Raw genomic sequence first — 14,129 nt, forward strand, 5'->3', positions numbered from 1 at the left:
GCCATATCCAAGTTCCGAAGGCAGGTCTTCCCAAGGAATGCCCGTGCGCAGCACATAGACGATGCCGTTGAGGGCCTGCTGATCACTGACACGAGGTCGTCCACCTTTGGGGGAAGGCTTGACCTGCGGAATCAGTGGCTCGATGCGCTTCCACAGCGCAATAGGGATCTCTTTGCGACGTGTCATGTCGACAATGTTGCCGCCGACTCAACAAAATTCAAGGGTTTTGTTAGCGGCTCTAAAGCTGTGTCCCGCGTTGAGGGCACCGCGCACTCACGCCACGACGCTTGTGACCTCTGTCCGTGACTGGATGCGGTGCACGCCAGAATCAACCATCGCTAGATTTTCACCAACGCAGCAAGAGGATCGCTCAACCGGCCTGCGATGCCTGCGCTGCTGCTCGCTGTGCATGCTCCGCCAAACCCACAGGCGTGAGCACTGCGAATTGCTGCTCGCCGCGCTCTTCCACGCGAACCCAATCCGGACCCGGCTGACCATCCAGGTTTGCCGTCCCCAACCAGGCAAGCGTGCGCAGCAGCACGCTCATGCGTACACCGAGCTGCTTGCATAGCCGTGCCAGCGACACGCCATCGCGCGTGTCGGCCAGCGCCTGCAGCAGCTGCGCCGTGAGCTGCGGATCAGCGGACAAGCACCGCTCCGATATCGCGCGGCGCTGCATCGGCGGTTTCGGCGCGATTCGGCAGCACGATCACCGGAATCGACTTGGAGGTCGGCGTCCGTGCTTCGTCGGCGAAGCTGGACAGCGGCACCAGCGCGTTGGTTTCCGGGTAGTACGCGGCCAGGCAGCCGCGCGGGATGTTGTACTCCACCAGCAAGAACCGCCGCGCCTCGCGGTGCACGCCGTCCTCGCACAGGCTTTCCAGGTCCCCCCAATCGCCAGCCTTCATGTTCAATGCCGCGATATCCGCGCGATTGATGAACAGCACACGGCGTTCGCCGAATACGCCGCGATAGCGGTCGTCCATCCCATAGATGGTGGTGTTGTATTGATCGTGCGAGCGCGTGGTGGCCAGCGTAAACACCATCCGTTCGGTGTGGCTGCGGCGCGCACGATGGATCGGGTTGTCGGTCGGCACCGCGTGCGGCTTGAACACCGCGCGGTGTTCCGGCGTCACCCATTGGCGATCACGCGCGGTGTTCGACAAACGAAACCCACCTGGCGTGCGCACGCGCTCATTGAAACCGGCGAAATCCGGGAACACCTGGGCGATCAGGTCGCGGATGCGGTCGTAGTCACCCACCAGCCAGCGCCAGCGGATCGCGCTGCGCGCGCCCAGCGTGGCTTCGGCCATGCGCGCCACGATCGCCGGTTCGGACAGCAGTTCCGGCGAGGCCGGCGGATTGATGCCGGCCGACAGGTGCACCATGCTCATCGAATCTTCCACCGTCACGCCTTGCGAGCCGGCACCCTGGATGTCGATCTCGGTGCGGCCCAGGCACGGCAGGATCAACGCATCGCGCCCATGCACCAGGTGGCTGCGATTGAGCTTGGTGGTGACATGCACGGTGAGCTCGCAATTGCGCAGCGCACGATGCGTGGCATCGGTATCCGGCGTGGCGGCGGCAAAATTGCCGCCCATGGCGAAGAACACCTTGCCGCGCCCATCCAGCATCGCTTCGATCGCACCGACGGTGTCGAAGCCGTCTTCGCGTGGCGGCGCAAAACCGAACACCGATTGCAGCTTGTCCAGGAATGCGGCCGGCGGTTTTTCGTAGATCATCATCGTGCGGTCGCCCTGCACGTTGCTATGCCCGCGCACCGGGCACACGCCTGCGCCGGGCCGGCCCAGGTTGCCGCGCAGCAGCAGCAGGTTGGTGATCATGTGGATGGTCGCCACCGAATGCTTGTGCTGGGTGATACCCATGCCCCAGCACGCGATCACGCGCTCGGCGTTGAGATAAATCTCGCCGGCCTTGCGCAGCGCCACTTCGTCCAGGCCGGACTCTTCGACAATCGTGTCCCAGCCTTCCGCATGCACATCGGCAGCGAACGCGTCGAAATTAGCCGTGTGCGCCTCGATGAATTCCAGATCCAGCAAGCGCGGCGTGCCATCGCGCTGCGCCTGCGCATCGCGCTCCAGCACATGCTTGATGATGCCCTTCACTGCGGCCAGATCGCCACCGATCTTGAGCTGGAAATAATCCGAGGCGATGCGCGTGGAGCCGTTGTGCAGCATCTCCAGCTTGTCTTGCGGGTCGGCGAACTTTTCCAGACCGCGCTCGCGCAGCGGGTTGAAGGCCGCAATCGCCGCACCGCGCTTGGAGGCCTGGCGCAACTCGCCCAGCATGCGTGGGTGATTGGTACCCGGGTTCTGCCCGAAGATGAAGATGGCATCTGCCAGCTCGAAATCGTGCAACGACACCGTGCCCTTGCCCACGCCGATCTGCGACCGCAGCGCGATGCCGGAAGGTTCGTGGCACATGTTGGAGCAATCGGGAAAGTTGTTGGTGCCGAACTCGCGCACGAACAACTGATACAAAAACGCCGCTTCGTTGCTGGTGCGCCCGGAGGTGTAGAAGATCGCCTCGTCCGGCGTTGCCAAACCATTGAGATGGCCGGCGATCTGCGCAAACGCATCGTCCCAGCTCACCGGCACATAGTGATCGGTGGCCGCGTCGTAGCGCATCGGATGGGTCAGGCGGCCCTGCCCTTCCAGCCAGTAATCGCTGTACTGCGAGAGCAGGCTGACGCTGTGCGAAGCAAACAGTTCCGGTCCGGCCCGGCGCGCGGTGGACTCGGCCGCCACCGCTTTGGCACCGTTTTCGCAGAATTCGAACGTGGAGGTGTGGTCGCGATCGGGCCAGGCACAACCGGGGCAGTCGAAGCCGTCCGGCTGGTTGGCATGCAGTAGCGTCTTGGCGCCCTGCACGGCGATGTCCTGTTCCATCAGGTGCTTGGCCACCGAGCGCAATGCGCCCCAGCCGCCTGCGGGATTGTCGTACTGCTGGATGGTTTTCTTGCTCATGCGGGCTCTCCCACGGCAACGCCCAGATCCAGGCGCTGCGGATGGCTATAGACAACACAATCGTGATTGCGGGCAAACCCGATCAGGGTGAGTCCCGCACTGTCGGCCAGGCTGATCGCCAACGCGGTCGGCGCCGAAATCGCTGCAAGCAGCGGAATCCGGGCCTGCGCGGCTTTCATGGCCATTTCGTAACTGGCGCGGCTGGTCACCACCGCAAAGCCTTGCGATGCATTGATGCGTGCGCGCGCCAGTGCACCGATCAATTTATCCAGCGCGTTGTGCCGGCCAACGTCTTCGCGGACCAACTGCACAACACCTTGCGCATCCGCCCAACCGGCCGCATGCACGGCACCGGTCTGTGCAGCAATCGGCTGCTGCGCATGCAACGCGTCCAGCGCACGCGCCAACGCATCGGCATCGATCTGTAGCGTCGACTGCAGCACCGTTGGCACACGCAGCACCGCCTCGATGGATTCGTTACCGCACACCCCGCAACCGCTGCGGCCGTCCAGATTACGCCGTCGCTGATCCAGCGCAGCTGCCCGCTCCGGCGGGATTTCGATCTGCAGCGAAGCGCCTTCCAGAAACGTCTCTATCGCGATCACGCGCAGGTCCTGCGCGTGATCGACGATGCCTTCGCTCAACGAGAACCCCAGTGCGAAATCGTCCAGGTCCTCCGGCGTGGCCATCATCACCGCGAACGGCACGCCGTTGTAGATGAAGGCGACCGGCATTTCGGCCGCCACCATGTCCTGCACCGTGGCACTGCGGCCGCCGCGATGGCGACGGACCGTGCGCACCACACTGCCGGGACGCGCGGAGCAGGAAGACGGAGTGATCATCTCATCTCAATGGAACAGCACGAAGGCTTTTTGCAGCGTGACCCAGATACCGAACAGCATCGGGATACCCACGGCCAGCCAGGCGAGCACGACCAATGCCGGATTGCCGCCATGACCGATACGCGCCAATTGATCCGGCGGAATCACGCCGTGCCCGGTGCGGTCGACCTTCTCGTGCGCCAGCTGCTTTTCGCGGGCCAGTTCGTCGGGCGTCATGAAGTGACGCGCCGCTACCGGGCGCACCAACAGATTGCAGATCAGGCCGAGCACGAGCATGCCGGCGAGGATGTACATGGTGGTGTTGTAGACCTGTGACGGCGGGCTGCCGTGGGCCAACTGGTATTCGCGCATGTAACCCACCACCACCGGACCCAGGATGCCGGCGGTGGCCCAGGCAGTCAGCAGACGGCCGTGGATGGCGCCAACCATCTGGGTGCCGAACAGGTCGGCCAGATACGCCGGAATGGTGGCGAAGCCGCCGCCATACATCGACAGGATGATGCAGAAGATGCCCGCGAACAGCGCGATGCCGCCAATGCCGCCAGCCGACGGCGCCGCTGCATACAGGCAGATACCCAGCACGAAGAACAGCGTGTAGGTGTTCTTGCGGCCGAGCTTGTCGGACATGCTGGCCCAGAAGAACCGGCCACCGATGTTGAACAGGCTGAGCAGGCCGGTGAAGCCGGCTGCGATGGCCGCGATGCTGGCCAGCTGGCTCGGATCCAGGCTACCGAAGCCCGCATCCACGCCGATCAGACGGCCGCCGAACACTTCCTGCAGCATCGGCGAGGACATGCCGATCACGCCGATACCGGCCGAGACGTTCAGGCACAACACGCCCCACAGCAGCCAGAACTGCGGAATACCCCAGACCTTTTTCACGTGCACGTGGTTGGCGGTGATCATGGCATTGCTGCTGGCCACCGGTGCGGTCCAGCCGGCCGGGGTCCAGCCGCTCGGCGGCACGCGGTAACCGAACGCACCGGCCATCATGAAGACGAAATACAGCGCCGCCATCACCAGGAAGGTTTCCATCACGCCTACCGACGTGGGGGTGGCGAAATGACGCATCAGCGCATCGGCCAGCGGGCTGCCGATCATCGCGCCGCCGCCAAAGCCCATGATCGCCATGCCGGTCGCCATGCCGCGCCGGTCCGGGAACCATTTGATCAAGGTCGAGACCGGCGAGATGTAGCCCAGGCCCAGACCAATACCGCCGATCACGCCCGAACCCAGCCACAGCATCCAGATCTGATGGAAGTGGATACCGGCCGCCGAGATCACCAGGCCGCCGCACCAGCACAGCGCCGAAACCACACCGGCCTTGCGCGGGCCGGCACGTTCCAGCCAGCCGCCCCAGATCGCCGCCGAGCAGCCCAGCAGCACGAAGAACAGCGTGTACATCCACTGCAGTTCGCTGATCTTCCAGTCGCAGGTGGTGGCCACCATGCGCGCGAACAGGCCCATGTCGGCCGGGCACGCGATCGACTCAGTGATCCCCAGCGCCTTGGACAACGGCAGCCAGAACACGCTGAAGCCATAGGCCATGCCGATGCACAGGTGGATCGCCAATGCTGCCGGCGGGACCAACCAACGATTGAACCCCGGCCGCGCAATGATGCGCTCCTTGGACAGTAGACCGGCGTCTGCGCCGCTGGCTGTCGCCACGGTGGACCCTTGCGTCATTCTCATTTCCCCCAAAAAACCAACGATGAACTGCGATAGGCACGGCTGACAGGACTTGCACCAACGCCTGGTGAGCGATGGCGACGTCCTGTCGGCCGTTCCGAATACCATTGACAGCTGCGATCAAACAACGCGTTGCGATATGGGCAGCGACACCGACCAGGCCCAAGGGGCGGTCGTCTGGCGCATCATCGGCGATCCCGGCCTGTTTGCAATGCTTGCGAACGCCCTGCAGCGTTGCAAAGCACTGCCATCACCCACGCCACATCGGCGTTCCCTGGGATTAGCGGCCGACGCTGCGACTAATTGACTAGTCTGTCCGCATTTCGCCAAACGCGTCGCGAAACCGCTCCCGCACCGTGCGCAAACGCAGCGCCGGGCGGGCGCTGACATGCTCCGATCATGGCAGCGCATCGATCGGTGCACCACTACGCACACACCGCGGATGTGCTCCTGCCGCTATCAGCGGTGACGGCTGACGCGCCAGCTGCGTACAGTCGGGCGATCCCGAGCGACGGAGCCTGCCATGCCCGACCACCTTCCCCACGATGTGACCGATGCGCTACAGGCACCAGCGCAGATGGATGCCTTCTGGATGCCGTTCACCGCCAATCGCCAGTTCAAGGCACGCCCGCGCCTGCTGGCCTCGGCCCAGGGCATGTATTACCGCGATGTCGACGGCCGCCCGATCCTGGACGGCACGGCAGGCCTGTGGTGCTGCAATGCCGGCCACAGCCGCGAGCGCATCGTGGCAGCGATCCGCGAACAGGCCGGTACGCTGGATTTCGCCCCCACCTTCCAGATGGGCTCGCCGTTGCCGTTCGTGCTGGCGCAGCGCCTGGCCGCGATCGCACCGCCCGGCCTGGACCATGTGTTCTTCACCAACTCCGGCTCGGAGGCGGTGGATAGCGCGATGAAGATCGTGCTGGCCTATCACCGCCTGCGCGGCGAGGGTCAACGCACTCGCTTCATCGGTCGCGAGAAGGCGTATCACGGGGTCGGTTTCGGCGGCATGTCGATCGGCGGGCTGCCCAACAACCGCAAGTGGTTCGGCCCGCTGCTGGCCGGCACCGACCATCTGCGCCACACGCTGGATCTGCAGCGCAACGCCTATGCGCGCGGGCTGCCCGCACATGGCGCAGAACTGGCCGACGATCTGGAACGGCTGATCAACCTGCACGACGCCTCCACCATCGCCGCGGTCTTCGTCGAACCGGTGTCCGGCTCGGCCGGCGTGATCCTGCCGCCGGAAGGTTATTTGCAGCGCCTGCGCGCCATCTGCGACCGCCACGGCATCGTGCTGGTCTTCGACGAGGTGATCACCGGCTTCGGCCGCGTAGGCGACGCATTCGCCGCGCAGCGTTTCGGTGTCACCCCGGACATCATCACTGCCGCCAAGGGCCTGACCAGCGGCACCGTGCCGATGGGCGCGGTGCTGGTGGCCGACGCGATCCACGACGCCTTCATGGATGGGCCGCAGAACGCGATCGAACTCTTCCACGGCTATACCTATTCCGGCCACCCGCTGGCCTGCGCCGCGGCGATCGCCACGCTGGACGTCTACGCCGAAGAGGATCTGTTTTTGCGTGCGATCACGCTTGGCCCGCAGTGGGAAGACGCATTGCATGGCCTGCGCGGGCTGCCGCACATCATCGACATCCGCAACATCGGCCTGATCGGTGCGATCGAACTGGCACCGCGCGACGGCGCCCCGGGTGCGCGCGGTTACGAGGTCTTCGAACGCTGTTTCCACGAAGGCGGCCTGCTGGTACGCGTCACCGGCGATGTCATCGCACTGTCACCGCCCCTGATCGTCACGCCAGCGCAGATCGGGCAGATGGTGGAAACCCTGGCGAAGATTCTTCGTCAGGTGGATTAAGAACGGCTGGCGAACGGGCATGCCGCACCATCGGCTGGCCGACGGGCGCCCGCGTGTCACGCGCGCAGGCGCCACGTCAAGCGCGCAAAGCGGGGGCAGGCTCACTACAATGCCCGCCCCGTACTCCAGCAGTTGCCGTATGAACATCGTTGTCAAAGAAGAACTCAAGGCCTACATCGACCCACTGTCGCCCGACGAGCACGAGGCGCTGGAGCGCAGTCTGCTGGCCGAAGGCTGCCGCGACGCGCTGGTGCTGTGGGGCGATGTGCTGGTGGACGGCCACAACCGCTACGGCATCTGCCAGAAGCACGGTCTGCCGTTCCAGACCGTGCAGAACCCGCGCTTCCAGTCCATGCAGGACGTGCACCTGTGGATGATCGAGCAGCACCTGGGCCGGCGCAGCGTGTCGGACTTCCAGCGCGGCGTGTTGGCGCTGCGCAAGCGCGAGATCCTGGCCGCACGCCAACGCAGCCAGCGCGACGCCGACGCCGCTGCCGAAGCGCCGGCCGTGGCCGGCGACCCGCCCGCCACTGGCCTGGACGACCGCAGCACCCATGCTGCCGACGACAGCGACAGCCCGCCGTGGGAAGAAACTTCCACCCCGGTCAGCCGTGCCGAGCTGGCGCGCGAAGCGCGCCTGAGCAGCAACCAGGTGGTCATGATCGAACGTATCCATAAGCAGGCCGCGCCGGAAGTGGTACAGGCGGTGAAGGCCGGCGAGATTTCGATCAGCGCCGCCGCTGCCGTGGCCACGCTGTCCGAAGACGAACAACGCGCCGCCGCGCAGGCCGGCAAGGCCGAGCTCAAACAGGCCGCCAAGCGCGTGCGCGATGCCAAGCGCAAACCCAAGGCCGATGAAGCCGAAGGTGGCGAAGCAGAACGCCGCGACATGAAGGCCTTGCAGCGCCGCGTCACCGAACTGGAAAACGAAAACGCCGCCCTGCAGTCCAAGGTGACCGCCTTGCAGGCGCAGTTGGAACGGCTGCGCGGCTGAGTACAGCGCCGAGCGCACCGCCCTCGCATTGCGCCTGGCCTGCCCGAGCACCCTTGGCCGCTCAGGCTTTCCCGGGAATGCCATTGCGCGCAGGCGCTCCCGTGTCAACGCGGGCACTGTTGTCCACCGCCGTGGACACATGTCATCCGCATTCGACTGGTTACACTCCAGGCATGGAACCAAGCGTTAGTCCTCCCCGCCCCATCGATCCCCGTCGTGCCCAGCTACAGCGCATGAAGCTGTTGGCGGTGGCCTTGCTGCTGGCGATGTTCGCCGGCTTCGTCGTCAGCCACTTGATGGGCGAGCACGGCATCTGGGCATGGGTGTCGGCCTTCTGCGAAGCGGCCACGGTGGGCGCATTGGCCGACTGGTTTGCGGTGGTGGCGCTGTTCCGCCGCCCGATGGGCCTGCCGATTCCGCATACCGCCATCCTGCCGCGCGGCAAGGACCGGCTGGCCGACGGCCTGGCGGCCTTCGTGCGCGACCAGTTCCTCGCCCCCGATGCCTTGATGGACAAATTGCGCGTGTTCGATCCGGCCAGCCGCCTGGGCGATTGGCTGGCAAAGCCCGAACAGGCACGCATGCTGGCGCAGATGGCACGCAGCTGGATGCTGCAGGCGCTGGAACTGCTCGACGAAGCGGCAGTCCGCCGCGCGATTCAAGGCTTCGTGGTCGACCGCCTGCGCAAATGGAACGCCGCCGCCACTATCGGCGATGTCATGGCCCTGCTCACCACCGACGGGCGCCATCAGAAACTGCTGGATGAAGTGTTACTGCGGCTGGGCGAATGGCTGGATCAGGAACAGGTCAAAACACGCGCTTCTGCATTGATCGTGCGGTACGCGCGGCGCGAGTGGCCCAAGCTGGTCGGCACCGTGAACTGGGTCAAGCCGATCGAAGAGATCGGCGACAGCCTGGCCGACCGCATGGCGCGCGCGGCGATCGAAGAACTGCAGGACATCCTCAAAACGCCCGAGCACCCGATCAGGCTCGACTATGAGGTCTGGTTGCAGGGCTACATCACGCGCCTGCGCGACGAGCCGGAAATGGCCGTACGCGTCGAAGAACTCAAACAACGCGCGATCGAACATCCCGCGTTGCAGGAATACGTACAGGGCCTGTGGGGCGAGATCCGCGACGCGCTGCGCAACGACCTGGCACGTGAAGAGTCGTCGATGGCCGCGCACATGGAGCGTTCCATGCAATCGCTCGGCCAGGCCTTGTCGCAGGATCCCTCGCTGCGTGAAGCGCTCAATCAACATATGTTGCAAGCTGCCGATAAGCTCACCACGCGCTTGCGTGCATCGGTGACCGACCATATTGCATCGACGATGAAAAGTTGGGACGAACGTCACCTCGTCGAACAATTGGAATTGGGTGTAGGACGCGATCTGCAATACATTCGCTTCAATGGAACGTTGGTCGGCGGATTGATCGGCCTCATCCTTCACGCGTTGTCGATCTGGCTCTCGTTCTGATGCGAGAGACGCCGATCACCCATCCGGATGGCGTGCAGTCTTAGGGAACTGCATCGCCGTAGTATCGTCAGGCGGTAACACGAGGTCGACATCCGTCGATCAGCATTCTGGCCATTAACAGGCAAGGCGAAGGAACGAACATGCCGAAGGGCCGCTGGGATTTGCGCAGGATATATGGGCGTCGCGCATTCTTTGGTGCACTGCTGATCCTGAGCGCCGGCCTGATTGCCGCCATCGTCACCGGCGTGTGGTTGCAACGGCATAACGAACTCGAGCGCGAGCAACGGTTCCAGTACGTGGTGCGCACGCTGGCGCGCAACATCAACGAACGCATGTACACCTTCGAGCATGGCTTGCGCGGCGCACGCGGTGCGGTGATCGGCGCGGGTGGCAGCATCATCAGTCGAGAACGCTTCACCTTGTACAGCCGCTCGCGGGATTATTTGCGCGAGTTTCCCGGCGTGCTGGGCTACGGCTATATCCATCGTGTTGCCCCGGCGGAAGAAGCCGCGTTTCTGCAAGCCGCACGTGCCGATGGTGCGCCGGACATCCATCGGCGGCCACTGGCGCCGTGGGATGGCGAGCGCTACCTGGTGTTGTATTTCGAGCCGGAATCCTCGGGCAACCGCCCCCTCGGCATCGATATCGCCTCCGAGCCGCGCCGGCGTGCCGCCGCCGTGCAGGCCGCGCGCAGCGGCGAGCCGATCATGACCTCGCCGATCTCGCTGTCCGGCTACCGCGTTCCCAGCGAAAGCGGCTTCCTGGTGTTGTTGGCGGTCTATCGCGAAGGCATGCCGTTGCAGACGCCGCAGCAACGCATGGTCGCCACCAGCGGCTGGGTGTATGCGCCTTTCAGCGTCGAGCAGATGGTGCAGAGCGCATTGGGCGAACGCGACGACGTGGCGCTGGATCTGTCCGACCGCAACGAGCCGACCCACAATTTCTATCGCAGCGGCACGCCGGCCAGCGACAGTGCGCTGCGTCCGCCGGTGGTGCAGTTGTTGCCGATCTATGGCCGCACCTGGGTCATCACCGCCCACCCCACGGCCAGCTTCCTCGCTTCGCTCAACCAGAGCTCGCCCTGGCTGATCGGCGGGCTGGTGATGGCCGCTTCGATGCTGTTCGCCGCCCTGCTGGTGCTGTATTTCAGCAATGGGCTGCGCCGCGAGGAAGTGCTGCGCAAACAGATGGAGCTGGCCGCACTGGTCAGCCATTCCAGCGAAGCCATCGTTGCCGAAACCCCGGACGGGCGCATCACGCACTGGAACCCTGCCGCAGAGGCGATGTTCGGTTACACCGCCGAAGAGGCGATCGACCAGGACCTGACCACGCTGCTGTTGCCGCAGCCGTATGCTGTGTCTGGGATCGACCATGCCGACGCGGCAATGGCGGGCAACGCATCGGCGGCACAGAGCATGCGTCATCGCGATGGGCATCAGGTGTATGTACTGGCCAGCAAGGCGCCGATCATCGAAAGCGAAGGCACGCTCAGTGGGCATTCGCATTTTTTCCGCGACATCTCCGATCGCGTGCGCTCGCATCAACGCATCATCGATCTCAACGCTTCGCTCGAACATCAGGTGGCCGAACGCACCAGCGAACTGGTGAAGTTCTCGGTGCTGCAACGCGCGATCCTGGCGCATGCCGGTTACGCCATCATCGCCACCGATTCCAGCGGCTTCGTCACGCTGTTCAATCCAGCCGCGGAAAAACTGCTGGGTTACAGCGCGGCAGAGGTGATCGGCCGGCGCAAGGCCAGCCAGTTCATCGAACCGGAAGAACTGCAAGAGCGCGCGCACATGCTCGCCGACCAGACCGGCACGCCGGTGGCGCACACGCTGGAAGCGATCGCCGCGCTCACCAGCCTGGGTCGCAGCGATACCAACGAGTGGACCTACGTGAGCCATGACGGGCGTCGTCTGCCGGTGCTGCTGACCTTGAGCACGCTGCGCGACGACCACGACCAGGTGATCGGCTACCTGGGTGTGGCGGTGGACCTCACCGAGCAGAAACTGCACGAAAAACAGTTGCGTCTGGCGATGGATGCAGCCAAGAGCGCCAACCAGTCCAAGTCCGATTTCCTGGCCAACATGAGCCACGAAATCCGCACGCCCATGAATGCCATCCTGGGCATGCTGTACCTGCTTCAGCGCAGCGAGCTGCCCGGCGCCGCGCAAGAAATGGTCACCAAGATCGATCGCTCCGCACGCACGCTGCTGGAAATCATCAACGACATCCTGGACTTCTCCAAGATCGAGGCCGGGCGTATCGATCTGGAACGAGCACCCTTCGATCTCAATCAACTGTTCGACAACATCGCCGACCTGATGCGCTCCTCGCTCAGCGCCAAACCGGTGGAAATGATCGTCGAACCGTTGCCGCGCGACAGCCGTTGGCTACTGGGCGATGCGTTGCGCATCAATCAGGTGTTGGTCAATCTGGTTGGCAATGCGATCAAGTTCACCGAACAGGGCGAAGTGGTGCTGTCGGTACGGCGCTTCCCCAGCGGCGACCCCAACAAACTCAAGCTGCTGTTCTCGGTGCGCGATACGGGCATCGGCATTTCCAAGGAAAAGCAGAGCCTGATCTTTTCGCCGTTCCTGCAGGCAGACACGTCCACCAGTCGGCGTTACGGCGGCAGCGGGCTGGGCCTGACCATCAGCCGCCGCCTGGTCGAATTGATGGGCGGCGAGCTGGAAGTGGAAAGCGTGCCCGGCCGCGGCAGCGAATTTTACTTCGTCGTGACGCTGGAAAAATCGGCGCCGCCGCAGGAGCAGCGCGAGTTGCCCACACTTCCGCCGGAAGCGATGCCGCGCGTGCTGATTGCCGACGACCACGATGCGGCGCTCAACAACCTGGTACGCATCGCCACCGAGCTGGGCTGGCGCGTGGATGCGGTGGCCAGCGGCCAGGCCGCGCTGCTGGCGATCGAGCAGGCCGCCGCGCCATACGACATTTTCCTGCTCGACTGGCGCATGCCCGACATCGACGGCGTGGCCATTGCGCGCCAGATTCGTGCGCGCGCCACGCCTGGCCCGCATCCGGTGATCGTGATGGTCACCGCCTACGAGCGCCGTCTGCTGGAGCAGCATCCCGAGCAACAGGATCTGGATGCGGTGGTGACCAAGCCGGTGACAGGTGCCGCCCTGCACCGGCTGGTCGAACAACTGGTCAACGAACGCCCAGGCACCCGCCCGGCCACGCCCACGTTCGTTGCGCGGCGTCTGGAAGGCGCGCACCTGTTGCTGGTCGACGACAGCGAGATCAATTGCGAAGTGGCGCAGCGCATTCTCGAAGGCGAAGGCGCCATGGTCACCGTCGCCCACGATGGCGAACAGGCCGTGAGCACGCTCAGGCGCGCGCCCAACCTGTTCCATCTGGTGCTGATGGATGTGCAGATGCCGGTGGTGGACGGTTACGAGGCCACTCGCCGGCTCCGCCAGATCCCGGCTCTGGCCAGCCTGCCGGTGATCGCGCTGACCGCCGGGGCGTTCCGCCCGCAGCAGGAAAAAGCGCTGGAAGCCGGCATGAACGGTTTTATCGCCAAACCGTTCAACGTCGAAGAACTGGTCACTGCCATTCGCCACTTCTTACAGCCGGGCACGCGGCGGATTCCGTCGCTTCCGCACGAGGCCGACACGTCCGCTGGCCCCGAGTGGGAATACAGCGACCCGGAACTGCTGGACGCCGCCCGCGCGCGCAGCCTGTGGCGCGAGCGCGAGCCGTATGCGCGCTATCTCATCAAGCTGCTGCGCGAGAACCCGGACCCGGCCGAAGTGGCCGCCGAGCATCTGCGACGCAACGAACTGCCGGCCATCGGTGCGATGGCGCACAAGCTGCGTGGCGCTGCCGGCTCGCTTGCGCTGCCGGCCCTGGCCGGTGCGGCCGGCGACCTGGAAACCCGCATCGAGGAAGGACACGACATCACCGCGTCGCTGATTGCGTTAAAGGACATCATGCAGCGCACCACCGAAGCCATCCGGGCATTTTTGCAGCACGGCGACAGCGCCATCGCTGCCGACGACAATGGCGTCGCACTGGATGACGACAGTATCCAGATCCTGACATCGGCCTTTGCCAGCGACGATGCCGACCAGATCGACCATGCGTTGCTGATCTGCGCACCCCGTTTACCGCGCACGCTGCAGGAAGCGCTGCACCGGGCGGTCGAAGACTTCGACTTCCGCCGCGCCGAAACCACGCTGCGCGAATGGCAGACCACCTACCTGCGCTGACCACGCTCCCCGAGCCGCTTGGCAAGGA

At 64.6% G+C, this 14,129-nt stretch carries 9 protein-coding genes; 4 read left to right on the plus strand and 5 right to left on the minus strand.

The genetic code is table 11. The features are described from left to right. The 5 genes from XBLMG947_RS21575 to XBLMG947_RS12290 form a co-directional block, all read right to left on the minus strand. On the minus strand, positions 1 to 186 hold a 186-nt coding region (locus tag XBLMG947_RS21575), incomplete at its 3' end, for a transposase (RefSeq protein ID WP_139074392.1). A gap of 184 nt (positions 187 to 370) precedes the next feature. Beyond that, positions 371 to 649 carry a hypothetical protein gene (locus XBLMG947_RS12275; protein ID WP_065468968.1) on the minus strand — a complete coding sequence of 93 codons (279 nt, stop codon included), beginning with the start codon at positions 647 to 649 and terminating at the stop codon, positions 371 to 373. Then, positions 639 to 2,987, minus strand: coding sequence for an FdhF/YdeP family oxidoreductase (locus XBLMG947_RS12280; protein ID WP_065468969.1), 2,349 nt, complete (start codon positions 2,985 to 2,987; stop codon positions 639 to 641). The genes XBLMG947_RS12275 and XBLMG947_RS12280 overlap by 11 nt, the downstream gene beginning before the upstream one ends. Continuing rightward, positions 2,984 to 3,829, minus strand: coding sequence for a formate dehydrogenase accessory sulfurtransferase FdhD (gene fdhD, locus XBLMG947_RS12285; protein WP_065468970.1), 846 nt, complete (start codon positions 3,827 to 3,829; stop codon positions 2,984 to 2,986). The genes XBLMG947_RS12280 and fdhD overlap by 4 nt, the downstream gene beginning before the upstream one ends. Positions 3,830 to 3,835: 6 nt before the next feature. Further along, positions 3,836 to 5,515, minus strand: coding sequence for an OFA family MFS transporter (locus XBLMG947_RS12290; RefSeq protein ID WP_065468971.1), 1,680 nt, complete (start codon positions 5,513 to 5,515; stop codon positions 3,836 to 3,838). A 526-nt stretch (positions 5,516 to 6,041) separates the two neighbouring features. On the opposite strand from XBLMG947_RS12290, the gene aptA reads away from it, so the two are divergent. The 4 genes from aptA to XBLMG947_RS12310 all read left to right on the plus strand — a co-directional run bounded on the left by aptA (position 6,042) and on the right by XBLMG947_RS12310 (position 14,101). After that, positions 6,042 to 7,394, plus strand: coding sequence for an omega-aminotransferase AptA (aptA, locus tag XBLMG947_RS12295; RefSeq protein ID WP_065468972.1), 1,353 nt, complete (start codon positions 6,042 to 6,044; stop codon positions 7,392 to 7,394). Positions 7,395 to 7,533: 139 nt separating this feature from the next. Beyond that, entirely contained in the window at positions 7,534 to 8,388 is an 855-nt protein-coding gene (locus tag XBLMG947_RS12300; protein WP_065468973.1) for a plasmid replication/partition related protein, read from the plus strand. A 173-nt stretch (positions 8,389 to 8,561) separates the two neighbouring features. Next, positions 8,562 to 9,866: a DUF445 domain-containing protein gene (locus XBLMG947_RS12305; protein WP_065468974.1), complete on the plus strand. Its 1,305-nt coding sequence runs from the start codon at positions 8,562 to 8,564 to the stop codon at positions 9,864 to 9,866. 140 nt (positions 9,867 to 10,006) lie between these two features. After that, positions 10,007 to 14,101: a CHASE domain-containing hybrid sensor histidine kinase/response regulator gene (locus XBLMG947_RS12310; RefSeq protein WP_065468975.1), complete on the plus strand. Its 4,095-nt coding sequence runs from the start codon at positions 10,007 to 10,009 to the stop codon at positions 14,099 to 14,101. The last annotated feature ends 28 nt before the right edge of the window (positions 14,102 to 14,129 follow it).

Origin of the sequence: Xanthomonas bromi, from assembly GCF_900092025.1 — a bacterium.
Lineage (GTDB): Bacteria > Pseudomonadota > Gammaproteobacteria > Xanthomonadales > Xanthomonadaceae > Xanthomonas > Xanthomonas bromi.